Origin of the sequence: Pseudomonas sp. S09G 359, from assembly GCF_002843605.1 — a bacterium.
Lineage (GTDB): Bacteria > Pseudomonadota > Gammaproteobacteria > Pseudomonadales > Pseudomonadaceae > Aquipseudomonas.
In genome coordinates this window covers 6544246-6568537 of sequence record NZ_CP025263.1, presented here as the reverse complement: position 1 = coordinate 6568537, position 24292 = coordinate 6544246, and the positions used below count along the sequence as shown (strand labels likewise).

The window sequence follows — 24292 nt, the reverse complement described above, 5'->3', positions numbered from 1 at the left end:
AAATGTGGGAGGGGGCTTGCCCCTCCCACATTTTTGATCTGTGATGCTTCTAGAGCATGCGCTCAAGGCCGACGCTGGTGGCGAACCAGGCATTGAACCTGCGCCACCAACTGCCCGGCTCACGGGTCAGGGTGTGCAACTGGCCGTTGTCCTCGGTTACCCACACCACTTGGCCATCCTGCAGTTTCGCTTCGTAGCTCAGGGCCGGCGCCATGCCTTGCAGCGCCAGGTTGCGCACGTGCTCCGCGAGCTCGGGGCTGTCCACCAACACGCCGACTTCGGTGTTCCACAGTACCGAACGCGGGTCGAAATTGAATGAGCCGATAAACGACTTGGTCCGGTCAAAGATCATTGCCTTGCTGTGCAGGCTCGAGTCCGAGCCTCGGAAGGTGCCGCGCCGGAACAGGTGCGGGCCGCTGCCGGCGCTGGGGTCGCCGGGTTGGCGGCGCAGTTCGTAGAGTTTCACCCCGTGCTCCAGCAGCGCCTTGCGATAGGGCGCGTAACCGCCATGCACGGCCGGTACGTCCGTGGCTTCCAGGGAATTGGTCAGCAGGCTCACCGACACGCCGGCATCGGCGCGCCCCGTCAGGTACACCAACCCAGGCTGCCCCGGCACAAAGTACGCCGAGATCATTATCAGCTCATGGTTGACGCCCTCAAGCTCCGGGCCCAGCTGAGTGGTGAGCAACAGGCGCGGGTCCGGGTCGGCTTTGGCCAGCACTTTGCTCGGCGCGTCCCAGAGTGCCTGGTTCCAGGCCCAGATCAGTTCGCGGCGCCAGGTCTCCATGCGCGGTTGCGTCTGGTAGGTGCGCAGGCGGTTGTACAGCGCGTGGTTCTGCTGGCGCGACTCGGCCAGCGAGGCTTCCAGGCGCACGCGGGCGGCGGCCAGGTCGCCTCTGGAAGGGGCGTTGGAGACAAAATCGTCGATGGGTTTGCTCAGGGCGCTGTTCCAGTACTGATCGAAACTGTGGCCGAGTTGCTCGGCCACCGGCCCGACGCTGAGCATGTCGATATCCGTGAAGTTCAGGCTTGGCTCGGCATCGAAATACTCATCCCCCAAGTTGCGCCCGCCGACGATGGCCACGCTGTTGTCCGCCAACCACAGCTTGTTGTGCATGCGCCGGTGTTGCAGCGACAGGTTGAACAGCCGGCCCATGGCCCGCGTCACGCCGGTGCTGCGTCCCAGGTGCAGCGGGTTGAACAGGCGAATCTCGATCTTTGGGTGGGCGGCGAGGGTGGCGATGATCTGGTCGAGGCCGTCGCTGGTGGTGTCGTCCAGCAGGATGCGCACGCGAACGCCGCGGTCGGCGGCCTTGAGCAGTTCGTCCACCAGCATGCGCGTGCTGATGCCGTCGTGGACGATGTAGTACTGCAGGTCGAGGCTGGTCTGGGCGTTGCGGATCAGTTCGGCGCGGGCCATGAAGGCTTCGCTGCTGTTGGGCAGCAGGCGAAAGCCCGAGCGCCCTTGGTAGGGCGCGGCCTGGGCCTGGATCGAGCGGCCGAACGAGGATTGCGCAGCGGGCAGGGCGTCGCTGGGGATGCGCGGTGTACTCACCGTGGCGCAACCGCCGAGTGTCAGGGCGCCCAACAGGCAGAACGGTAAAAGCCGTCGAATCATCAAGGGCATCGCTTCCAGATCAGGGCGGTTGTCGGCATATGACGGCAATTTGCCGCGAAAGGTCAGTCCGCCGCCTCGGCCAGCAGTTTGCTCGCGGCGGCGCCGACCTTGCGCACGGCCTCTTCAATCTGCGCGGTCGGCTTGGCAGCGTAGTTCATGCGCAGGCAGTTCCGGTATTTTCCCGATGCGGAAAAAATGCTGCCCACCGCCACCTGTACGCCTTGCTCCACCAAAATGCGGTTGAGCTTGAGGGTATCGAAGCCTTCCGGCAGTTCGATCCACAGCATGAAACTGCCTTGGGGGCGGCTGGCGCGGGTGCCTGTCGGGAAATAACGGCTGACCCAATCGAGCATCAAGTCGCGATTACGCTGGTATTGGGTGCGCATCCGGCGCAAATGTGGTTCGAAATGCCCACCTTTGAGAAACTCGGCAATTGCGATCTGCGGTTGCGTGGCGGTGCATCCGGTGCTGATGTATTTCATGTGCAGTACCCGCTCCAGGTAACGCCCTGGCGCGACCCAGCCAATGCGCAGGCCGGGCGCCAGGGTTTTCGAGAACGAGCTGCACAGCAGCACGCGGCCGTCTTCGTCGAAGGATTTGATGGTGCGCGGGCGCGGGTAGCTGTAGGCCAGTTCGCCGTACACATCGTCTTCGATAATTGCCACGTCGAAGCGCTGGGCCAGGGTCAGCAGCGCGCGTTTGCGCGCCTCCGGCATGATGTAGCCCAGGGGGTTGTTGCAGTTGGGGGTCAGCTGGATCACCTTGATCGGCCACTGTTCCAGCGCCAGTTCCAGGGCTTCGAGGCTGATGCCGGTGATAGGGTCCGTAGGAATTTCCAGGGCTTTCATGCTCAGGCCTTTAAGGGTCTGCATGGCGCCGTGGAAGCTGGGCGAGTCCACCGCCACGATGTCCCCCGGTTCGCAGATCGCATGGATGCTGGCGGAAAGCGCCTCATGGCAACCGGTGGTGATCACGATGTCTTCGGCGGTCAGCTGGCAGCCGGAATCCAATGACAGCCGGGCAATTTGCTCACGCAGTTCCATACAGCCGAGGATATTGTCGTAATACAGGCCTGGCAGGTCCTGGCGCCGACTGACGCGGGCGAGGCTGCGAAGCAGGGGTTTCAGGGTTGGCGACAATACATCCGGCATGCCACGACCCATCTGTATCACGTCTTTGCGCGGTACTGCGCGAATCAGCTCCAGCACTTGGTCCCACTGCGAAATTTCCACCGGGCGTTGGGCTGGGCGGCCTACTTCAGGCAAGGCCGGCAACTCCCGACCTACCGGCACGAAATAACCGGATTTGGGCTTGGGCATTGCCAGGCCGTTGTCTTCCAGCAACCGGTACGCCTGCTGCACGGTGCTCAGGCTCACCCCATGTTCAACGCTCAAGGCGCGCACGGAGGGCAGTCGGTCGCCGGGGCGATAGAAGCCCTGTTCGATGCGCGTGCCCAATAATTCGGCGAGGTTGACGTACAGGGTCATGGCGGCTGCTCACAGTGGACCATTACAGATAGGCTGAAAATACACGATTCAGCCGCACACAGGCAGTATCTGTATGGATTTAATAAAGATTGGTTGAATCTGTAATGGTTTTGCCCCCGCGCTCATTCTAGTCACTCATGGCAACAGGCAAATGAGGGGCAGCAAAATGAACGGCATGAGCGATGTGCGGCTGATGTTACACAGTCAGGAATTGCAGGCAGGGCAGGAGCGCGCGACATCGCCGCGCGAGATCAGCCGCTGGAACCTGTTCTGGCACCGCCGCCACACGCGCCAGGCCCTGCTGCACCTGACCCGCGAGCAACTGCGCGACGTCGGCTTGACGGCTGAACAGGCGCGCCAGGAAGGCTTGAAACCCTTCTGGCGCGATTAGTCAGAGCAGCTCTTTGAGGCGGTGCCAGAGCATTCCCAGTGCCAGCAACGGCGAGCGCAGGTGTTTGCCACCGGGGAAGGTGATGTGCGGCACCTGGGCGAACAGGTCGAAACGCCCCTGTTGCTGGCCGCTGATGGCTTCGGCCAGCAGCTTGCCTGCCAGGTGCGTGGCGTTGAGGCCATGGCCGGCGTAGGCCTGGGCGTAATACACATTGGGCTGGTCCGCCAGGCGGCCGATTTGCGGCAGGCGGTTGGCGCCGATGCCGATCATGCCGCCCCATTGATAGTCGATCTTCACGTCGGCCAGTTGCGGGAACACCTGCAGCATCTTCGGCCGCATGTAGGCGCCGATGTCCTTGGGGTCGCGCCCGGAATAGTGGCAGGCACCGCCGAACAGCAGACGGCGGTCGGCGGACAGGCGGAAGTAATCCACCGTCACGCGCTGGTCACACACCGCCATATTCTGCGGCAACAGGTTGGCGGCTTGCGCCGCGCTCAAGGGTTCGGTGGCGATGATGTAGCTACCGGCGGGCAGCACCTTGCCGCTCAGGTGTGGGTTCAGCCCGTTCAGGTAGGCGTTGCAGGCCAGCACCAGCGTGGTGGCGCGCACGCTGCCCTGGGCGGTGTGTACCTTGACCTCGGGGCCGTAGTCGATGCGTGTCACTTCTGACTGCTCGAACAGTTGCACGCCCAACTGCTGCGCGGCGGCGGCTTCGCCCAGCGCCAGGTTCAACGGGTGCAAATGGCCTGAGCCCATGTCGATCATGCCGCCCACGTAGCGCTCGGAGCCGATCACGCTGCTCATCTGCGCCGCTTGCAGCAGGCGCACTTCATGGCGATAGCCGAGGCTGCGCAGTTCTTCGGCGTCTTCGGCCAGGCCGTGCAGGTCGCGGGGCTTGTTGGCGAGGTCGCAGTAGCCCCAGGTCAGGTCGCAGGGGATCTGGTAGCGCTCGACGCGCTCGCGCACGATTTCCACGGCTTCCAGGCCCATCAGCTTCATCTGGCGCACGCCGTCGGCGCCGATCACCTTGGCAAACTGGTCCAGGCCGTGGCCGACGCCGCGAATCAGCTGGCCGCCGTTACGCCCACTGGCACCCCAGGCGATCTTGCGCGCCTCCAGCAGCACCACGCTAAAGCCGCGCTCAGCCAGCTCCAGGGCGGTGTTGAGCCCGGAAAACCCACCGCCGATCACGCACACATCGGCGCTCACCTCGCCCGTCAACACCGGGTAGTCGGGCTGCGGCACGCTGCTGGCGGCGTAGTAGGAAGCGGTGTGCCGGGCGCTGGCGGTCATGGGGAGCATCCCTGTTTGGAAAATTTGACGCAGGATACAGCGGTCGGACGAAGCTGTCTGCGCAGGGCGTTTTACGTCAGAATCCACGCCTATTCGCGGTTGGGTATGTGTGTCCATGAGTTGCAACAGTCAGAAAATCAGCGCGCTGCGCAGGCAGATTCCTTCGTTCGAGTGCGTCCCCGGTTGCCACGATTGCTGTGGCCCGGTGACTACTTCGCCCGAGGAAATGTCGCGCCTGCCGCGCAAGACCGCTGCCGAGCAGGACGCGGCCATGGATGAGCTGAACTGTGTGCACCTCGGCCCCCAAGGCTGCACGGTGTACGACGAACGCCCGCTGATCTGCCGGCTGTTCGGCACTACCAAGACCCTGCCATGCCCCAATGGGCGGCGGCCGGTGGAGCTGATTCACCCGCGGGTGGAGAAGCAGATCCATGAGTACATGGCGAGCACCCGGCAGGTGTTGGTCTGACTGATGTCTGCTGTCAAAATGTGGGAGGGGGCTTGCCCCCGATAGCTGTGTGTCAGGCACTGATTCGGTGACTGATGTACCGTAATCGGGGGCAAGCCCCCTCCCACATTTTGACTGAGTTGTGTCAGCTAGTCAGTCGGGAATGGGCAGGCTCAGGCTCTCCTTCACCTCTTCCATCACGATATAGCTCTTGGATTCGCGCACGTGAGGCAGCTTGAGCAAGATATCGCCGAGCAATTTGCGGTACGACGCCATCTCGGAAATCCGCGCTTTTACCAGGTAGTCGAAGTCCCCTGACACCAGGTGGCACTCCAGAACATGGGGCAGTTTGAGCACGGCGCGGCGGAATTCCTCAAAGGTGTCGCCGGACTTGTAATCCAGGCTGATCTCTACAAATACCAGCAAACTCCCCTTCAAATGCTGCGGGTTCAGCCGTGCGTTGTAACCCATGATGATCCCCTCGCGCTCCAGGCGACGGACCCGCTCGGTGCAGGGCGTGGTCGACAGGCCGACCTTTTCCCCCAGCTCCGTGAACGAAATGCGCCCGTCGGCTTGCAGGATGCGCAGGATATTGCGGTCGATCTTGTCCAGCTCCCGCTTGGTCTGGGTGTTGGTACGCATAGGGGATACGCCTCTGTGAAAAGGGTTTTTGCCGAGAATTGTCGCCAAATATAGGCAGTTATATAGTGAAATGCACTGGAGATTGTTTTTTACACTGCGCACATCATTGCTCGAATAACACACGTCAGCGGCGAAGCCCGCGATGAGGATATAAAAATGCGCGTTCTGGTCTTGGGTAGCGGCGTCATTGGTGTGACCAGTGCCTACTATTTGGCTCGGGCCGGTTTTGAAGTGGTTGTGGTCGACCGCCAACCCGCCGCCGCCATGGAAACCAGCTTCGCCAACGCCGGCCAGGTGTCCCCAGGCTATGCCTCGCCCTGGGCCGCGCCGGGCGTGCCGCTCAAGGCCATCAAGTGGCTGCTGCAGCGCCATGCGCCGCTGGCGATCAAGGCCACCGCCGATATCGATCAATACCTGTGGATGGCGCAGATGCTGCGCAACTGCACCGCCAGCCGCTATGCGGTGAACAAGGAGCGCATGGTGCGGCTGTCGGAGTACAGCCGTGATTGCCTCGATGAACTGCGCGCCGAGACCGGCATTGCCTACGAAGGCCGCAGCCTGGGGACTACCCAACTGTTCCGCACCCAGGCCCAGCTGGATGGCGCGGCCAAGGATATCGCCGTGCTGAAAGAGTCCGGCGTGCCGTTCGAATTGCTTGACCGCGCCGGCATTGCCCGCGTCGAGCCGGCCCTGGCCAGCGTCACCGATATCCTCGCCGGTGCCCTGCGCCTGCCGAACGACCAGACCGGCGACTGCCAGATGTTCACCACGCGCCTGGTCGACATGTGCAAGCAGCTGGGTGTGGAGTTCCGCTTTGACCAGGATATCCAGCGCCTCGATTACGCCGGCGACCGCGTCAACGGCGTATGGGTCGACGGCAAGCTGGAAACTGCCGACCGTTACGTACTGGCCCTCGGCAGCTACTCGCCGAAGCTGCTCAAGCCGCTGGGGATCAAGGCGCCGGTGTACCCGCTCAAGGGCTATTCGCTGACCGTGCCGATCACCAACCCGGCGATGGCGCCGACGTCGACCATCCTGGACGAGACCTACAAGGTCGCGATCACCCGTTTCGACAACCGCATCCGCGTCGGTGGCATGGCTGAAATAGCCGGTTTTGACCTGTCGCTTAACCCGCGTCGACGTGAAACCCTGGAGATGATCGTCAACGACCTTTATCCTCAGGGCGGCAATTTGGCCGAAGCCAGTTTCTGGACCGGCCTGCGCCCGACCACACCCGACGGCACGCCGATTGTCGGTGGCACCCCGTTCAAGAACCTGTTCCTGAATACCGGTCACGGCACCCTCGGTTGGACTATGGCCTGTGGCTCCGGCCGCTTGCTGGCTGACCTGATGGCGAAGAAGACCCCGCAGATCAGCGCCGAAGGCCTCGATATTTCCCGTTATGGCAACCACCAGGAGTCCGCACGACATGTCAATCCAGCGCCAGCTCACCAATGAGCGCATGAGCCAGATCGTTGTCCACAGCGGTACGGTGTACCTGGCCGGGCAAGTCGGTGACGACCTGAACGCCGGGATTGCACAGCAAACCCGTGAAACCCTGGCCAATATCGAGCGTTTGCTGGACCTGGCCGGCACCGACAAAACCAAGCTGCTGTCGGTGACGATCTACCTGAAAGACATTGATGCCGACTTTGCCGACATGAACGCGGTGTGGGACACCTGGCTGCCCAAAGGCGTCGCACCGGCCCGCGCTACGGTTGAAGCCAAATTGTGCGAGCCGGAAATCCTGGTAGAGCTGTCCGTCGTGGCTGCGCTGCCTTAAACAATGATCCCTCTCCCGGTGCCGATGCTGTCTGTCGGTGCCGGTTTTTTCTTCACTCTGCCGCCTAGAAGCCTGCCGCCATGCGTCCTGCCCGTGCCCTGATCGACCTCCAAGCCCTGCGCCACAACTACCAATTGGCCCGTGAAGTCACGGGTGCCCGTGCCCTCGCCGTGGTCAAGGCCGACGCCTATGGCCATGGTGCCGTGCGCGTAGCCCAGGCCTTGGAAGCCGAGGCGGATGGGTTTGCCGTGGCCTGCATCGAGGAGGCATTGGAGCTGCGCGCCGCCGGCATCCGCGCCCCGGTGCTGTTGCTGGAAGGGTTTTTCGAGGCTGACGAGCTGCCGCTGATCATCGAGCATGACTTCTGGTGCGTGGTGCATTCGTTGTGGCAGCTGGAGGCAATCGAACAGGCTGTGTTGAGCAAGCCGCTGACTATCTGGCTCAAGCTGGATTCGGGCATGCACCGCGTCGGCCTGCACCCCAAGGATTATCACGAGGCCTATCAGCGCCTGCTGGCCAGCGGCAAAGTGGCGAAGATCGTATTGATGAGCCACTTCGCCCGCGCCGATGAACTCGATTGCGTACGCAGCAATGAGCAAGTGGCGGTGTTCGACGCGGCGCGCCAGGGCTTGTCGGCGGAGGTCAGCCTACGCAACTCACCGTCGGTGATGGGCTGGCCGAGTGTGTCCAGCGACTGGGTGCGCCCAGGCATCATGCTCTACGGTGCGACGCCGTTTGGTGAAGACCAGGCCATCGCCGCACGTTTACAGCCGGTGATGACCCTGGAGTCGAAAGTCATCTGCGTGCGTGAGCTGCCGGCCGGCGAGCCGGTGGGCTATGGCGCCAAGTTCATCACGCCAAAACCGATGCGCATCGGCGTGGTTGCCATGGGTTATGCCGATGGCTACCCGCGCCATGCGCCGACCGGTACGCCGGTGCTGGTGGCGGGCCAGCGCAGCCAATTGTTGGGGCGTGTTTCGATGGACATGCTGTGCATCGACCTCACCGACGTGCCGCAGGCCGGTCTTGGTTCGACCGTGGAGCTGTGGGGCAAAAACATCCTCGCCAGTGACATTGCGGTCGCCGCCGAAACCATTCCTTACCAGATCTTCTGCAACCTGCGCCGGGTGCCAAGGCTCTATTCCGGCGCTTGATCGCCGCGTACGAATGCAGCTGCCCGGGATTTAGGCCCAAGTGTTGTAAATACTGAACGCTGTCGCCATGATAACGCTCAATTACAACAAAGCCTGAATCCTAGGAGGCTCCTGCATTGGACGTCGGCGAACGACTGCAATCCATCCGTAAACTGAAGGGTCTTTCCCAGCGCGAGCTCGCCAAGCGCGCGGGTGTCACCAACAGCACCATTTCGATGATCGAAAAAAACAGTGTCAGCCCCTCGATCAGCTCCTTGCGCAAGGTGCTGGGCGGCATCCCCATGTCCATGGTCGAGTTCTTTTCCGAGGAGATCCTCCAGGAAATACCGACGCAGATCGTCTATAAAGCCAATGAGCTGATCGACATCTCCGACGGCGCCGTGACCATGAAACTGGTAGGTCGCGCGCACCCCAGCCGGGCGATTGCGTTTCTCAACGAGATCTACCCGCCGGGCGCCGACACGGGCGAAGAAATGCTCACCCACGAAGGCGAGGAAACCGGGATTCTGGTGGAAGGTCGCCTGGAGTTGGTGGTCGGTGTTGAAACTTTTGTGCTCGAAGCTGGCGATAGCTACTACTTTGAAAGCACCAAGCCGCATCGTTTTCGCAACCCGTTCGACGTGCCGGCGCGACTAATCAGCGCAGCCACACCCGCGAACTTTTAACAGAAGAGGCGCCCTGCCAGCGTTGCAGAGGTACCCGCAGCTGTATCCGCGAAGCCGAATCTCCCTTTATTTAATAGGGTTGTTTCGGCCCGGCGGGCTAACCGTTATACTTTCGCCGCCTGCGAAACCGTGGCCGCAGGCGTGAATAGCCACCATTGAGGGTGAACGCGTGAACCTAATTATGAAAATGCTGGCTGCACCAGCAACCTTACTGGCCCTATGGGCTGTCAGCGCTCAGGCTGCGACTGTTAACGATGAAATTGCCAAGCGCCTGGAGCCGGTCGGCCAGGTCTGCGTCCAGGGCCAGGAGTGCAAGGGCATGGAAGTGGCGGTCGCTGCCGGTGGAGGCGCTGCGAAAACGCCGGATGAGATCATCGCCAAGCACTGCAACGCCTGCCACGGTACCGGCCTGTTGGGCGCGCCGAAAATCGGCGACACCGCCGCCTGGAAAGAACGCGCCGACCACCAGGGCGGCCTCGACGGCATCCTGGCCAAGGCGATCACCGGCATCAACGCCATGCCGCCCAAAGGCACCTGCGCGGATTGCTCGGATGATGACCTGAAAGGCGCGATCAAGAAGATGTCCGGCCTGTAACCCGCCGATCCTCGTCAAAAAAGCCGCTTACGAGCGGCTTTTTTGTGCGGCGCATTTGGTTTTCGAGGCTGTTCTTTGCAGCAAAGACCCGGCAAGCTCGGTCCAACCCCTAATCATGGAATGTTCAGGAGGGTCGGATGGTGCAGTTGTGTTCAATCGAGCAAGCAGTGGACGACGTACTGGCGCGGTTGCCGGCGCATATCCACATGGGCATGCCCCTGGGTTTGGGCAAGCCGAACCTGTTCGCCAATGCGCTGTACCGGCGCATCGCCAAGCTGCCGGAGCGGGCGCTGACGATCTACACCGCGCTGAGCCTGGGCCGGCCGACCCTGGGGGACGGCTTGCAGAAGCGCTTTCTCGAACCCTTTATCGAGCGCGTGTTTGGCGATTACCCCGAGTTGGATTTCCTCGCCGACCTGCACCAGGACAAGCTGCCGGCGAATATCCGCGTGCAGCAGTTCTTCATGCAGCCCGGCAGCCTGCTGCACAGCGAACAGGCGCAGCAGGATTACGTGAGCAGCAACTACAGCTATGCTGCCCGCGACATCAACGCCGCCGGCCTCAACCTGGTGGCGCAACTGGTGGCCAGCAGCGCCGAGCATCCCGACCGCCTGAGCCTGAGCTGCAACCCCGATATCACCCTCGACCTGTTGCCCATGATCGCCAAGCGCCGTGCCGCCGGGGAAACCATCCTGGTGGTCGGCCAAGTCCACAGTGATTTGCCCTACATGCCCGGCGATGCTGAATTGGGCATAGATGAATTCGACTACCTGCTCGATGAAAAGGACAGCACCACGCTGTTCTCCACGCCGAACATGCCAGTGGGTTTCCAAGACCACTTTATCGGCCTGCATGCCAGCACCCTGGTGCGCGATGGCGGCACCTTGCAGATTGGCATCGGCTCGATGGGCGATGCGCTGACCGCCGCACTCCTGGCCCGCCAGGCCGACAACGAAGCCTACCGCCTGCTGCTGACGGACCTGGATGTGTACCAGTGGGCGCCGTTGATCAGCCGTGAAGGTGGCGTAGAACCCTTCGCCCGTGGCCTCTATGGTTGCAGCGAAATGTTCGTCAACGGCCTGCTGGTGCTGGCGGACGCCGGCATTATCCGCCGTAAGGTCTACCCGGATGTGGCGACCCAGGAGCAGGCAAACGCTGGCTTGATCGATGATGCCGCGCAGGCCGATGGCATTTCGATCCACGGCGGTTTCTTCCTCGGGCCGCGCAGTTTTTACCAGCGCCTGCAGGAAATGACCCACGCCAAGCGCCTCGAATTCAACATGACCCGCATCAGCTACATCAACGAGCTGTACGGCCAGGAACAGCTCAAGCGTTTGCAGCGCCTGGATGCGCGATTTATCAACAGCGCGATCATGGTGACACTGCTCGGCGCCGGTGTGGCCGACCAGTTGGAGGACGGCCGCGTGCTCAGCGGTGTGGGCGGGCAGTACAACTTCGTGGCCCAGGGGCATGCGCTGGAGGGCGCGCGCTCGATCCTGATCCTGCGCAGCTGGCGCGAGTCGGCGGGGGAGGTCAGTTCCAATATTGTCTGGGAATATGGCCATTGCACGATCCCCCGGCACCTGCGGGATATCGTCATCACCGAGTATGGAATCGCCGATCTACGTGGGCAGACAGATGCCCAGGTGATCGAGGCATTGCTCAATGTCAGCGACTCACGTTTCCAGGCCGACTTGATCGAGCAGGCGCAAAAGGCCGGCAAGTTGCCCAAGGATTTCAAGCTGGCCCCGCGCTTTGCCGACAACACGCCGGAGCGGCTCAAGGGCATTCAGGCGCGGCATCGCCGGTTGTTTCCGGAGTATCCGTTGGGCAGTGACTTTACCGATGAGGAGCGGGATCTGTTGCGGGCGTTGAACTGGCTCAAGAGCAAATTCAAGCTGACGGAGATTCTGGAGCTGGGCAAGGCGGCACTGGATGCGCCGGAGCCGGAAGCGTTTCCAGAGCATCTGAAACGGATGCGCCTGGATAAGCCGGAGGGCCTGAAAGAAGACCTCTACCAGCGCCTGCTGCTCGCCGGCTTACAAGCGACCGCGCACTAAAAACCAACACAAGGCAAATGTGGGAGGGGGCTTGCCCCCGATAGCAGTGGGTCAGCCAATACATCTGGTGACTGATACACCGCTATCGGGGGCAAGCCCCCTCCCACATTTTGAATCGCGATTACTCGATGAAGGTCACTACACCACCCGCCAGCGACTTCACCCGTGCCAGCGACTCAACCCGATAACCCTGCGCATCCAGCTCTGCACGCCCACCCTGGAACGACTTCTCGATCACGATCCCCAAACCGGCAACGGTCGCGCCGGCCTGCTTGATGATCGAGATCAGCGCCTGGGACGCCTTGCCGTTGGCCAGGAAGTCGTCGATCACCAGCACGCGGTCGCTGCTGGTCAGGTGGCGCGGGGAGATCGCCACGGTGCTTTCGGTTTTCTTGGTGAAGGAATACACCGTCGCCGACAGCAGGTTTTCGGTCAGGGTCAGGGATTGCTGCTTGCGCGCAAAAATCACCGGTACGCCAAGGTTCAGGCCCGTCATGATCGCCGGGGCGATGCCTGAGGCCTCGATGGTGACGATCTTGGTGATGCCCGAGTCCTTGAACAGCGCGGCGAATTCGTCGCCGATCAGCTTCATCAGCGCCGGGTCGATCTGGTGGTTCAGAAAGGCGTCGACCTTGAGTACCTGATCGGAAAGCACGATGCCTTCTTCGCGAATTTTCTTGTGCAGTGCTTCCACGGAAAGCTTCCTCTGGTGGCGCAACAAGCGCCGAAAGTAGATTAAAAAGTAGTCGATTCTAGCGCTTTAACATCGCGCGTATATCCGCCAGGGCGGTGTTGCCGCGAACGGCCTTCACCTCGGTCGGGGTGTCGTCATTGCCTTCCCACGCCAGGTCGTCCGGCGGCAGCTCATCGAGGAACCGGCTGGGGGCACAATCGATGATTTCGCCGTACTGCTTGCGCTTGGCGGCAAAGGTGAAGGCCAGGGTCTGACGTGCGCGGGTAATGCCCACGTAGGCCAGGCGCCGTTCTTCCTCGATGGTGTCGGCTTCGATGCTGGAGCGGTGCGGGAGGATTTCCTCTTCCATGCCCATGATGAACACGTAGGGGAATTCCAGGCCCTTGGACGCATGCAAGGTCATCATCTGTACACCTTCGGCGCCGTCTTCCTCTTCCTGCTGGCGTTCGAGCATGTCGCGCAGCACCAGCTTGCCGATGGCGTCCTCGACGGTCATCTCGCCGTCTTCGTCTTTTTCCAGGGTGTTCTTCAGCGCTTCGATCAGGAACCAGACGTTGCCCATGCGGTAGTCCGCGGCCTTGTCGCTGGAGCTGTTGGTGCGCAGCCAGTTTTCATAGTCGATATCCATGACCATGCTGCGCAGGGCGCTGATCGGGTCTTCGCCGGCGCACTGCTCGCGTACCTTGTCCATGAAGCGCTTGAAGCGCGACAGGCGATCGGTGAAGCGCGTGTCGAGGTGTTCGCCCAGGCCGATTTCGTCGGTGGCGGCGTACATCGAGATCTTGCGTTCGGTGGCGTAGTTGCCGAGCTTTTCCAGGGTGGTGGAGCCGATTTCGCGGCGCGGCACGTTGATGACACGCAGGAAGGCGTTGTCATCGTCCGGGTTTACGATCAGACGGAAGTAGGCCATCAGGTCTTTCACTTCCTGGCGTCCGAAAAAGCTGTTGCCGCCCGACAAACGATAGGGAATCTGGTGGTGCTGCAACTTCAGCTCGATGAGCTTGGCCTGGTAGTTGCCGCGATACAGGATCGCAAAGTCGCTGTAGGGCCGGTCGGTACGCAAGTGCAGCGTGAGCAGTTCGACGGCCACGCGCTCGGCTTCGGCATCTTCGTTGCGGCAGCGGATCACGCGGATCTCGTCGCCGTGGCCCATCTCGCTCCACAGCTGTTTTTCAAACTCGTGGGGGTTGTTCGAAATCAGCACGTTGGCGCAACGCAGGATGCGGCTGGTGGAGCGGTAGTTCTGCTCCAGCATCACCACTTTCAAGGACGGGTAGTCGACCTTGAGCAGCATCAGGTTTTCCGGGCGGGCGCCGCGCCAGGCGTAGATCGACTGGTCATCGTCGCCCACCACGGTGAACTGGTTGCGCTTGCCGATCAGCAGCTTCACCAGCAGGTACTGGCTGGCGTTGGTGTCCTGGTATTCGTCCACCAGCAGGTAGCGCACCTTGTTCTGCCATTTTTCGAGGATGTCGGCGTGTTCCTGGAACAGCTTGACCGGCTGCAGGATCAGGTCGTCGAAGTCCACCGCATTGAACGCCTTGAGGGTGCGCTGGTAATGGGTGTAGACGATGGCGGCGGTCTGCTCCTTGGGGTTGCGCGCGGCTTCCAGGGCTTCGGCGGGCAGGATCAGGTCGTTTTTCCAGGCGCCGATCATGTTCTTGATCTCGTCCACGCCGTCGTCGCCCGCGTATTCCTTCTGCATGATGTCGGTCATCAGGGCTTTGACGTCGGTTTCGTCGAAGATCGAGAAACCTGGCTTGTAGCCCAACCGCGCATGCTCCTTGCGGATGATGTTCAGCCCCAGGTTGTGGAAGGTGCACACGGTGAGGCCACGGCCTTCGCCACCCTTGAGCAGGGTACCGACGCGCTCTTTCATTTCCCGCGCCGCCTTGTTGGTAAAGGTCATGGCGACGATGTACTGGGCGCGGATGCCGCAGCTCTGGATTAGGTGCGCGATCTTGCGGGTGATCACGCTGGTCTTGCCGGAACCGGCACCGGCGAGCACCAATAGAGGGCCGCCGACGTAGTTCACGGCTTCTTGCTGCCGGGGATTGAGTCGGGACATACAGAATTCAGGGAGTCGTTATTCAAAAGGGCGGGCATTTTAACAGGCTGGCAGGATTCTGCTCTCACAGAACGACAGTGTGACGTACCACTCGATCTAAATTTGCCGGTTTTGATAGTTTGCCGCAGGATGTCGGGGTTGTTTGAGACTAATGTTTACACTTTGCGTATTTGATAACCCCTATCATTGGTGATTATCAGGCCGCACGTCATAATGCCCGCCGCCAACGAAATTTTGCAGAGTCTAGGGAGCTAGCTTGTCTACGCCTGTCGAACCCTTGCGTTTGCTGCTACTGGCCGATATGCCTGAGTGGGCAGCGTTGTTGCGCGAGTGCCTGGCGCCGATGGGCGATGGGGCTGTGCTGATCAGTGCACCAAACTGGGACTCCGTAAGTCGTCTGTTCGACGACGACCACAGCGCCGTGCTGTTGACCACGCCGGGTCTGCAACCCGGCCCTGGCCGTTGCAGCCTGCCGTGCGTGTTGCTGTTGGAACAGGAGCCGCTGGTTTCGCCGTTGGGCGTCAGCGATTGGCTGGTTCGCGATGCAGTGGACGCCGATACCCTGCGCCGCTGTTTGCGCCACGTGCGCGAGCGCGGCGTGCTGGAAAACACCCTGCAACGCCTGGCCGAGCAGGACCCGCTCACCGGCATCGCCAACCGCCAGGGCTTCCAGACCCTGCTGACGGCGCGGCTGGCCGAGAATGAGGGGCGCGGCCTGGCCCTCGGTCACCTGGACCTCGACAACTTTCGCCATGCCAACGACGCCCTCGGCCACCAGGCCGGCGACCGGCTGATCCTGCAAGTGGTCTCGCGGCTCAAGAGCCAGCTTGAGGCCGGGGACCAACTGGCACGCCTGGGCAGCGACGAATTCGCCTTGCTGATCGACACCCGCCGCGCGCCCCAGCGTGCCGAGTGGATGGCCGAGCGCATCACCGAAGTGATGGCCGAACCCTACTGGGTGGACGGCGAAAGCCTGCTGATCGGCTGCAGCCTGGGGGTAGCACATGCCCGCGCCCGCGCCGGTGCCGACCCGCTGATGTGGCACGCGCATATCGCCATGCAGCAAGCCAAGAGTACCCAGGGCTGCACCTTTCATATCTTCAACGAACGCATCAACCGCAACGCCCGCAGCCTCGCCGACCTGGAAACCGAACTGCGCCGCGCCTTGCGCCGTGATGAGCTGGAGCTGCATTACCAGCCGCGCCTGGACCTGGACGATGGCCATATCGTCGGCCTGGAAGCCCTGGTGCGCTGGCGTCACGGCGAACGTGGCCTGTTGCCGCCCAGCGAATTTGTGCCCCTGGCCGAGCAAAGTGGCTTGATCGTGCCGCTGGGTTACTGGGTAATTTCCCGGGCCCTGCGTGACATGCAAGACCTGCGCGAGCGCGGCCTGCCACCGCTGCATATGGCGGTGAACCTGTCGTTCCGCCAGTTTCAGGACGGCCAGTTGCTCTCCACCCTCAGCCGGCTGATCACCGAACGCGGCGTGGACGCGCAATGGTTGGAGTTCGAGCTCACCGAAACCGCGGTGATGCGCCGCAGTGACCTGGTCAAGCAGACCATGGACGCCCTCGGCCGCCTCGGTGTGCGGTTTTCGCTGGATGACTTCGGCACCGGTTTCTCATCGTTCGTGCACCTCAACAGCCTGCCGATTGCCTTGTTGAAGATCGACAAGAGCTTTGTCGGTGGCATGGAAGAGCGCGAGGAGAACCGCAAGCTGGTGCACGCGATGATCAACCTGGCCCACAACCTCAACCTGGAAGTGGTGGCCGAAGGCGTGGAGACCCCGGAGCAACTTGCCTTGCTGAGATTATTCGGCTGCGATCAGGCCCAGGGGTATCTGATCAGCAAGCCGTTGCCGCTGCCGGAGTTGGTGGAGTACCTGACCTTCGGCAAAAGCCAGCAGGCGCTGCTGGGCTGATCTGCAAACCCAATAAAATGTGGGAGCGGGCTTGCTCGCGAATACGGAGTGTCAGTCACCGAATCTATCGACTGATCCAGCGCATTCGCGAGCAAGCCCGCTCCCACATTTTGATCTGGTCAGGCTTTTACTCTGTCTGTGCGGCATGAAATGCAGGATGTATGGGCGGCTCCTGGCGAATCATCCGTTTCATCTTCGCTTCAAACGCCCAGGTCAGGCTCACCGCCGCGCAGGCCAGGCCCAGCGCCAGGCCCCACCACACGCCCGTCGGCCCCCAGCCCAGGGTAAAGGCCATCAACCAGGCCGAGGGTGCGCCGATCAACCAATAGCAACCCGCGCCAATCAGGAAGGTGGTCTTGGCGTCTTTGAGCCCGCGAATGCAGCCCATGGCGATGGTTTGCACGCCGTCGAACAGTTCGAACCAGGCGGCGACGGCCAGCAGGCTGACGGCCAGGACGATCACGTCGTGGAACGCCGGGTTGTCATGGTCGATCAGCAGCCCGATCAGCGGGTCGGAAAACAACCACAGCACCACGGCAAATCCCAACATCACCGTCGCCCCAAATCCAATCCCGACGCGCCCCGCCATGCGCGCCTGCAGCAGTTGCCCGGCGCCGTAGTGCTGACCGATGCGCATGGTCACCGCGTAGGACATCCCTGCCGGCACCATAAAGGCCACCGAGACGATTTGCAGGGCGATCTGATGCGCCGCCAGTTGGGTGCTGCCCATGGTGCCCATGCACAGCGCCGCGAAGGCAAACAGCCCGACTTCCACCGCATAGGTGCCACCAATTGGCAGGCCCAGGCGCCATAACTCGCGCAAGTACCGGGTGTTGAGGCGCAGCAGGCCGGAGCCCAGCGGGTAGGCGGCATAGGCGCGGTTGCTGCGGATGTACCACATCAGCGCCAGCGCCATGCCATTGGCGACGATGGCGGTGACCAGGCCAATGCCCATCAGGCCGAGTTTCGGCAGGCCGAACATGCCTTCGATCAGCGCGTGGTTCAGCAGGTAATTCAAGACCGTGCCGCCCAGGCTGATCACCATCACCGGCGTGGCTTTGCCGATAGCGCTGGTGAACCCCCGCAAGGCCATGAAGCTCAGGTAGCCGGGCAGGGCGAACGGCAGCATCGTCAGGAATTGCCCCGCCGACTGCACATTGGTTTCGGTCTGGCCGAACATCAGCAGCACCGGCTTGAGGTTCCACATCAGCAGGGCTGCCGCAAGCGCCATCAGCCAGGCCAGCCACAGCCCGGCCTGGGTCAGGCGAGTGGCGCCTTCAATGTCGCCGGCGCCGTGACGGATAGCCACCAATGTGCCGACGGCGGCAATCACGCCGATGCAGAAAATCGACACAAACGAATAGCTCGCCGCGCCCAGGCCGCCCCCGGCCAGCGCTTCGGGGCTCAGGCGGGCCATCATCAGGGTGTCGGTCAGCACCATCAGCATGTGCGCCAACTGTGAGGCAATCAACGGCCCTGACAGCCGCAGAATGGCCCAGAGTTCGGTACGTGCCGGATGCTGCATGATCATCACACTCGAAAAGTCAGAGAGTTGGGGGAGGGTCGATTCTCGGCGCTCTCAGCCCATTGCACAAAGGGATAAAAGCGATCGTTCGCATGATTAAAACTCATGCCTGTTTGATTCTGGTAGTTTTGCAAAATTGCGCTGTCGGAGCTTTCCTAATGTCCCGTCGTCTTCCTCCGCTTTATGCCCTGCGTGCCTTTGAAGCCGCCTCCCGGCACAACTCCTTTACCCGCGCGGCTGAAGAGCTGTCGATTACCCAAAGTGCGGTGAGCCGGCATATCCGCACCCTCGAAGAGCATTTCGCCTGCCGCCTGTTCCAGCGCAGCGGGCGCAACTTGCAGCTCACCGAGGCCGCGCGACTGTTGTTGCCCGGCGTGCGCGAAGGTTTCGCCGCGCTGGAGCGGGCCTGCCATACCCTGAATGCTGAAGATGACATCCTGCGCATGAAGGCGCCGTCGACCCTGACCATGCGCTGGCTGTTGGCGCGGCTGAGTCGTTTCCGGGCGTTACAGCCGGGCAATGAGGTGCAACTGACAAGTGCCTGGATGAACGTGGATGAGGTCGACTTCAACCAGGAGCCGTTCGACTGTGCGGTGTTGCTGAGCTACGGGCATTTCCCGGCGGATTGGGAGGCGTGCTACCTGTTTCCCGAATTGCTGATCCCTGTCGGCGCCCCGAACCTGCTGGAGGATGGGCCATGGGATGCCGCGCGCCTGGCCAGCGCCGAATTACTGCACCCCACCCCCGACCGGCGTGACTGGCGCAACTGGCTGGAGCGCATGGGCCTGTCATCCCAGATATCGCTCAAGGGCGGGCAGGTGTTCGATACCCTGGAGTTGGGCATGATCGCCGCCGCGCGGGGGTATGGCGTGTCCATTGGGGATTTGCTGATGGTGGCCGAGGACGTGGCCCAGGGGCGGTTGAGCCTGCCGTGGCCGACGGCGGTGGCGAGTGGGGAAAGCTATTACCTGGTGTGGCCAAAAACACGCCCCCGCGGCGAGCGCTTGCGGCGCCTGGCGGATTTTCTCCAGGGCGAAGTGCAGGCCATGGTTTTACCCGCGGTAGAGCGCCTCGACTGAGTGGCTGCAGGCCGTTCATGCAATCGTTTGCGTGATACCCATACGTTTCGCTCAAGTATTGCTCGCGCCCGCCGAAGTAGGTGTGTTGGAACCATCGTGCACCAACGCTACCCACCAGATAATTTGCCGAGCAGCGCTATGAGATCAGGATGATCCTGGCCTCGGCCAGGAGCCCTCATGTCTCAACCTCGCGCCCGGATTGCCTCACAGCTAGGCCTCGCATTAGCGGTGATTTTGGCTGTCGTCATCAGCGGCAGTACCGTTTTCGCCTTGCGTTCCCTCGACTCCGCCAACCTCGATACCCGCGAGGAGCACCTGGCCAGCGAAGCGCGTTTGCTCGCCGACCAACTCAATACCTTCCACAGCACGTTGCGCGAGAGCACCCAACGTTTGACGGGGCTGTTTGAAAAGCGCTTCAGCGCCGGGTTGAGTGTGCAGGCCGATCAGCAGGTCACCGTGGCCGGGGTACAGACGCCGAGCCTGTTGCTGCGTGGCGAAGTGCTCAACAACAACTTCACCGAAGTAGATGAGTTCAAGCAGATGTCCGGCGGCGTGGCCACGGTATTCGTGCGCAGCGGTGAGGACTTCATCCGGGTCAGCACTTCCCTGACCAAGCAGGACGGCAGCCGTGCCATCGGCACCGTGCTTGACCGCCAGGGCCCTGCCTACCAGCGAGTGCTCGGGGGCCAGGCCTACATCGGGCGCGCGGTGTTGTTCGATCGCTCCTACATGACCCAGTACAGCCCCGTACGGGACAGCAGCGGTAAAGTAATTGCCGTGCTGTTCATCGGTTTTGACTACACCGATGCGCAAGCTGCCCAGTTTGAAAACCTCAAGCGCTTCCGCATTGGCCAGACCGGCTCCCTGGCGTTGCTCGACGAGCAGAAGCGCTGGCTGGTACCGCCGGCCGGTGTGCAGGCGTTGGATCAGTCGGTTCCCGTGATGCTGGACCTGGCCAAGACGCCAGGCAAAGGCCGTTTCTGGAGCGACAAGAACGAAGACTTCTACAGCGTTTCGGTGCCGTTCGACGGTGGCCCCTGGGCCGTGGTCGCGAGCATGCCGAAGGCCGAGATACGCGCAGTCACCTGGTCGGTCGGTATTCGCCTCGTGATCGGCAGCATATTGGCGATGTTGCTGGCGGTCGGTGCCACGGTCTGGTTGCTGCGCAGCAAGTTGCAGCCCCTGAGTGACCTGGTGCGTCAGGCTGAAGCCTTGGGTGCGGGCGATTTGAGCGCACGCCTGAACGTGTCCAGTCATGACGAAATTGGCCAACTGGCGCGCAGTTTCAACCAGATGGGCGAAGCGCTGTCGACCATGGTGTCGCATATCCGCAAGGCGGCCGAAGAGGTCAACAGCCGTGCCCAGGCGCTGTCCGGGTTGTCGGGTGGTGCCTATGAAGGCATGGAGCAGCAGTCCGGCGAGATCACCAGCATGGCCGGCGCGGTGGAAGAGTTCAGCGCCACTTCGCTGAACATTGCCGACAACATGGGCAGCACCGAGCGCCTGGCCCAGGAAAACGCCCAGCAAACCCGCATTGGGCGTAACTCGATGCAAGAGGCATCGTCGTCGCTGGAACATATCGCGGCCGCGCTGAACAGCACCGCCACGGTGATCAATACCCTTGGTCAGCGCTCCCAGGAGATCGGCGGCATCGTCGGTGTGATCACCTCCATCGCCGAACAGACCAACCTGCTGGCGCTTAACGCCGCGATCGAAGCCGCCCGCGCCGGTGAACAGGGCCGTGGTTTTGCCGTGGTGGCCGATGAGGTACGTAACCTGGCGTCGCGTACCCGTGAGGCCACCGATGAGATTTCCGGGATGATTCAAAGCATCCAGAAGGAAACCGGCAACGCCATCAGCACCATGGAACACGGCAACGTACTGATGCAGGAAGGCCTGTCGCGCAACGCCGACGTGGCCTCGGCCCTGGCGCGTATCGACGAGCAAAGCCGCTCGGCCGGTCAGCAGTTCGCGGCGATCACTACTGCGACCCAGGAACAGAGCAGCACCGCGACCTTGCTCAGCAGCAACCTGCAAAGCATTGCGCTGGCCAACAGTGAGCAGCGTGAAGTGGTGTCCAACCTGGCGATTACGGCCAAGGAGCTGGAAACGCTGGCGGCGGGCTTGCGCCATGAGGTGGATCGCTTCCGCTGAGAGCCGCCCTTCCCACATGTGGACCTGCTTTAGGTTCATGTGATTGCCGCTGGCCGGTATTGCAGGGCCTCCTTCAGGTGGTCGCGCGTGATGTTGTCCACCTGATCCAGATCCGCCAGGGTTCGCGCCACCTTGAGCAGCCGGTGAGCAGCCCTCAGCGATAACGTCAGCCGTTCGCAGGCACTTTCCAGCCAGCCTTCGTCGGTCTTTGCCAGCGTGCAGTGCTTGCGCAGCCCCGGCAGGTCCAGGAAGGCATTGGCGCACCCCTGGCGCCGCTGCTGAAGCTCGCGGGCCTCGGCAACCTGTGCCGAGGCCGTCGCCGTGTTATCGCCGGCCTGCTGCGCAGGGTTCAGCGCAGTGGCTTCCCGCGCCACGGTGAGGTGCAGGTCGATGCGGTCCAGCAACGGTCCGGAGAGTTTGTTGCGATAGCGCTGGATCTGCTCCGGCGTACAGCGACAACGCCCGCTGGGTTCGCCGAGGTAACCGCAAGGGCAGGGGTTCATCGCCGCGACCAGTTGAAAGCGTGCGGGGAAGCTCACTCGGTCGCGCGCCCGGGAAATCACAATATGGCCGGATTCCAGAGGTTCGCGCAGCACCTCCAGTACCTTGCGATCAAACTCCGGCAGCTCATCCAGAAACAGCACGCCGTGATGGGCCAGGGTGATTTCCCCTGGCTGCGGTTTCGAGCCGCCGCCCACCAGCGCCGGGCCCGAGGCCGAATGATGTGGCTGGCGAAACGGCCGATGGGGCCAATGGCTCAAGGGCGCCAGGCTGACCACGGACTGAATCGCCGCGACTTCAAGGGCTTCCTGCTCGCTCAATGGCGGCAGTAACCCGGGCAGGCGGCTGGCGAGCAAGGTCTTGCCGGTGCCGGGTGGGCCGCTGAACAAAAGGTTGTGCGCGCCTGCGGCAGCAATCAGCAAGGCGCGCTTGGCCGCGATCTGGCCCTGCACTTCACTCAGGTCCGGGTAGGGCTTGTTCAAAAACAGTAAGCCATCGGACTTGTAGGGCTCAATCGGCACATGCCCATTCAGGTGTGCCACCACCTGCAGCAGGTGATCCACGGCGATCACCTTCAAGCCTGACGCCAGGCACGCTTCCTCGGCATTCGCCCGAGGCACTATCACGGTGCGCCCGGCCTTGCGTGCCGCCAACGCGGCCGGCAATACGCCTTTGACCGCACGCACTTCACCGGACAAGGCCAGTTCGCCCAGGCATTCCACGTCGTCGAGCATCAACGCTGGCACCTGCACACTCGCGGCCAGGATCCCCAGGGCAATCGCCAGGTCAAAACGCCCGCCGTCCTTGGGCAGGTCGGCGGGCGCGAGGTTGAGCGTGATGCGGCGTGATGGATATTGCAGGGCCGAGTTGAGAATGGCGCTGCGCACGCGGTCCTTGCTTTCCTTGACGGCGGTTTCCGGCAGGCCCACCAGCGTCAGGGACGGCAGACCATTGGCCATATGCACTTCGACGGTGACGGCAGGGGCTTCGACGCCGATCTGGGCGCGGCTGTGGACGATGGCGAGAGACATGCTCGTTCCTTGAAAGGGAGGGCCGCTTCCTGCGGTATTTCAAGGGTAGACGAGGGTTGAAGCGATCGATGCGGGGAGGTTTTACAGAACGTATCCAACCAGCGACACAGCGCAAATGTGGGAGCTGGCAAGCCAGCTCCCACAGGGGTCGCGTTTATTCAGCCGATGTCGGCGCCAACCGCGCTTCCAACTCCGCCACCTTCGCCTCCAGGCTCTCCAACCGTGCACGGGTGCGGGCCAGGACGACCATCTGGCTATCGAATTCTTCGCGGCTCACCAGGTCGAGCTTGCTGAAGCCACTTTGCAGCAGTGCCTTGAACTGGCTTTCGATTTCATTGCGGGGCAGCGGGGTGTCGCCGCTGAACAGGCGAGAGGCGTGGCCGCTCAGGGCGTCGAGGAGGTCTTTGGGCGCGAGCATGGGAAACATTCCGGAAAAACTGTTGGCGGGCAGTGTATCACGCAGCGTCTATAGTCTTTTCCAAGGCCCTGTACGCACGCTTTTCGCGCATGGGGCTGGGCGCGGTCGCACTGTTTTCGTGCGCATTGTGGCCGCGAATCCGCCCCGCAGGTGCGCATAGGTGGGCAAAGGACTGATTTCAGTGATTTTTACGGAGCTGGCAAGGTTTCTGCTTAGACGATCATGACCCATGCACTGATGCAGTCGCTGTGACGAATGCAGTGCGCCGACGGATCAGGGGTACAGGTTTCGTCATCAGTGGTTCGCTGGCGTCGCAACGGCAACTGCGCTGCGACGACGCGTTACAAAGCCAGGCACTGCGCTTAGACTTGAGACGGGTTTGTTTTCCTGGGGCAAGTCCACCAATTCGGGAGAGAGTTTTCATGAAGCTAGTCACTGCCATCATCAAGCCGTTCAAGTTGGACGATGTACGCGAGTCGTTGTCCGAAATCGGCGTGCAGGGCATTACCGTTACTGAGGTCAAAGGCTTCGGTCGGCAGAAGGGTCACACCGAGCTGTATCGCGGCGCGGAATACGTAGTCGATTTCCTGCCGAAGGTGAAGATTGATGTCGCCATCGACGACAAGGATCTTGATCGGGTTATCGAGGCGATAACCAAGGCCGCCAACACCGGCAAGATCGGTGACGGCAAGATCTTCGTGGTCAATCTGGAACAGGCTATTCGCATCCGTACCGGCGAAACCGATACTGACGCAATCTAAGCCG

General features: G+C 62.0%; 21 protein-coding genes. 12 read left to right on the top strand and 9 right to left on the bottom strand.

Annotation, left to right across the window (positions count from 1 at the left end; translation table 11 throughout):
* Positions 1-49: 49 nt before the first annotated feature.
* On the bottom strand, positions 50-1618 hold the full coding sequence (locus CXQ82_RS30315) for a phospholipase D family protein (RefSeq protein WP_101273887.1): 1569 nt from the start codon (positions 1616-1618) through the stop codon (positions 50-52).
* A gap of 62 nt (positions 1619-1680) precedes the next feature.
* The gene (locus tag CXQ82_RS30310) at positions 1681-3105 is read right to left on the bottom strand and encodes a PLP-dependent aminotransferase family protein (RefSeq protein ID WP_101273580.1); all 1425 of its coding nucleotides are present in this window, start codon (positions 3103-3105) and stop codon (positions 1681-1683) included.
* Positions 3106-3271: 166 nt separating this feature from the next.
* On the opposite strand from CXQ82_RS30310, the gene CXQ82_RS30305 reads away from it, so the two are divergent.
* Positions 3272-3496, top strand: coding sequence for a DUF1127 domain-containing protein (locus tag CXQ82_RS30305; RefSeq protein ID WP_101273579.1), 225 nt, complete (start codon positions 3272-3274; stop codon positions 3494-3496).
* Here CXQ82_RS30305 and CXQ82_RS30300 read toward each other — a convergent pair whose 3' ends face one another.
* Positions 3497-4789 carry an FAD-binding oxidoreductase gene (locus CXQ82_RS30300; protein WP_101273578.1) on the bottom strand — a complete coding sequence of 431 codons (1293 nt, stop codon included), beginning with the start codon at positions 4787-4789 and terminating at the stop codon, positions 3497-3499.
* Between the two features lie 115 nt (positions 4790-4904).
* Here CXQ82_RS30300 and CXQ82_RS30295 point away from each other — a divergent pair, with 115 nt between their 5' ends.
* Positions 4905-5258, top strand: a complete 354-nt coding sequence (locus tag CXQ82_RS30295) for a YkgJ family cysteine cluster protein (RefSeq protein WP_101273577.1) — start codon at positions 4905-4907, stop codon at positions 5256-5258.
* 132 nt (positions 5259-5390) lie between these two features.
* On the opposite strand, the gene CXQ82_RS30290 is transcribed toward CXQ82_RS30295, so the two are convergent.
* The gene (locus CXQ82_RS30290; RefSeq protein WP_003177284.1) at positions 5391-5879 is read right to left on the bottom strand and encodes an Lrp/AsnC ligand binding domain-containing protein; all 489 of its coding nucleotides are present in this window, start codon (positions 5877-5879) and stop codon (positions 5391-5393) included.
* A gap of 156 nt (positions 5880-6035) precedes the next feature.
* On the opposite strand from CXQ82_RS30290, the gene dadA reads away from it, so the two are divergent.
* From dadA to CXQ82_RS30260, 6 genes are all read left to right on the top strand, one after another.
* Positions 6036-7337 (top strand): D-amino acid dehydrogenase, encoded by a 1302-nt coding sequence (gene dadA / locus CXQ82_RS30285; protein WP_101273576.1) that lies wholly within the window; start codon positions 6036-6038, stop codon positions 7335-7337.
* Positions 7309-7662 (top strand): RidA family protein, encoded by a 354-nt coding sequence (locus CXQ82_RS30280; protein WP_101273575.1) that lies wholly within the window; start codon positions 7309-7311, stop codon positions 7660-7662. The genes dadA and CXQ82_RS30280 overlap by 29 nt, the downstream gene beginning before the upstream one ends.
* Positions 7663-7742: 80 nt before the next feature.
* A complete protein-coding gene (alr, locus tag CXQ82_RS30275) occupies positions 7743-8816 on the top strand; it encodes an alanine racemase (RefSeq protein ID WP_101273574.1) in 1074 nt (357 codons plus the stop codon).
* Positions 8817-8932: 116 nt separating this feature from the next.
* A complete protein-coding gene (locus CXQ82_RS30270) occupies positions 8933-9481 on the top strand; it encodes a cupin domain-containing protein (RefSeq protein ID WP_057723327.1) in 549 nt (182 codons plus the stop codon).
* A 181-nt stretch (positions 9482-9662) separates the two neighbouring features.
* Positions 9663-10076 carry a cytochrome c5 family protein gene (locus CXQ82_RS30265; protein WP_101273573.1) on the top strand — a complete coding sequence of 138 codons (414 nt, stop codon included), beginning with the start codon at positions 9663-9665 and terminating at the stop codon, positions 10074-10076.
* A 137-nt stretch (positions 10077-10213) separates the two neighbouring features.
* A complete protein-coding gene (locus tag CXQ82_RS30260; protein WP_101273572.1) occupies positions 10214-12136 on the top strand; it encodes an acetyl-CoA hydrolase/transferase C-terminal domain-containing protein in 1923 nt (640 codons plus the stop codon).
* A 121-nt stretch (positions 12137-12257) separates the two neighbouring features.
* Here CXQ82_RS30260 and CXQ82_RS30255 read toward each other — a convergent pair whose 3' ends face one another.
* The gene (locus CXQ82_RS30255; protein WP_003195447.1) at positions 12258-12830 is read right to left on the bottom strand and encodes a xanthine phosphoribosyltransferase; all 573 of its coding nucleotides are present in this window, start codon (positions 12828-12830) and stop codon (positions 12258-12260) included.
* Positions 12831-12888: 58 nt separating this feature from the next.
* Positions 12889-14898, bottom strand: a complete 2010-nt coding sequence (gene rep / locus CXQ82_RS30250) for a DNA helicase Rep (protein WP_101273571.1) — start codon at positions 14896-14898, stop codon at positions 12889-12891.
* Between the two features lie 256 nt (positions 14899-15154).
* On the opposite strand from rep, the gene CXQ82_RS30245 reads away from it, so the two are divergent.
* The gene (locus CXQ82_RS30245) at positions 15155-16819 is read left to right on the top strand and encodes a bifunctional diguanylate cyclase/phosphodiesterase (protein ID WP_101273570.1); all 1665 of its coding nucleotides are present in this window, start codon (positions 15155-15157) and stop codon (positions 16817-16819) included.
* Between the two features lie 127 nt (positions 16820-16946).
* Here CXQ82_RS30245 and CXQ82_RS30240 read toward each other — a convergent pair whose 3' ends face one another.
* Positions 16947-18350 (bottom strand): NorM family multidrug efflux MATE transporter, encoded by a 1404-nt coding sequence (locus CXQ82_RS30240; protein ID WP_101273569.1) that lies wholly within the window; start codon positions 18348-18350, stop codon positions 16947-16949.
* A 152-nt stretch (positions 18351-18502) separates the two neighbouring features.
* Here CXQ82_RS30240 and CXQ82_RS30235 point away from each other — a divergent pair, with 152 nt between their 5' ends.
* Complete coding sequence (locus CXQ82_RS30235) at positions 18503-19423, top strand: LysR substrate-binding domain-containing protein (RefSeq protein WP_101273568.1); 921 nt, start codon at positions 18503-18505, stop codon at positions 19421-19423.
* A gap of 177 nt (positions 19424-19600) precedes the next feature.
* On the top strand, positions 19601-21577 hold the full coding sequence (locus CXQ82_RS30230) for a methyl-accepting chemotaxis protein (protein ID WP_101273567.1): 1977 nt from the start codon (positions 19601-19603) through the stop codon (positions 21575-21577).
* Between the two features lie 35 nt (positions 21578-21612).
* On the opposite strand, the gene CXQ82_RS30225 is transcribed toward CXQ82_RS30230, so the two are convergent.
* A complete protein-coding gene (locus tag CXQ82_RS30225) occupies positions 21613-23109 on the bottom strand; it encodes a YifB family Mg chelatase-like AAA ATPase (protein ID WP_101273566.1) in 1497 nt (498 codons plus the stop codon).
* A gap of 154 nt (positions 23110-23263) precedes the next feature.
* On the bottom strand, positions 23264-23527 hold the full coding sequence (locus CXQ82_RS30220; RefSeq protein ID WP_101273565.1) for an accessory factor UbiK family protein: 264 nt from the start codon (positions 23525-23527) through the stop codon (positions 23264-23266).
* Positions 23528-23949: 422 nt separating this feature from the next.
* Between CXQ82_RS30220 and glnK the strand changes: the two genes are divergently transcribed.
* Positions 23950-24288: a P-II family nitrogen regulator gene (gene glnK, locus CXQ82_RS30215; protein WP_002555808.1), complete on the top strand. Its 339-nt coding sequence runs from the start codon at positions 23950-23952 to the stop codon at positions 24286-24288.
* The last annotated feature ends 4 nt before the right edge of the window (positions 24289-24292 follow it).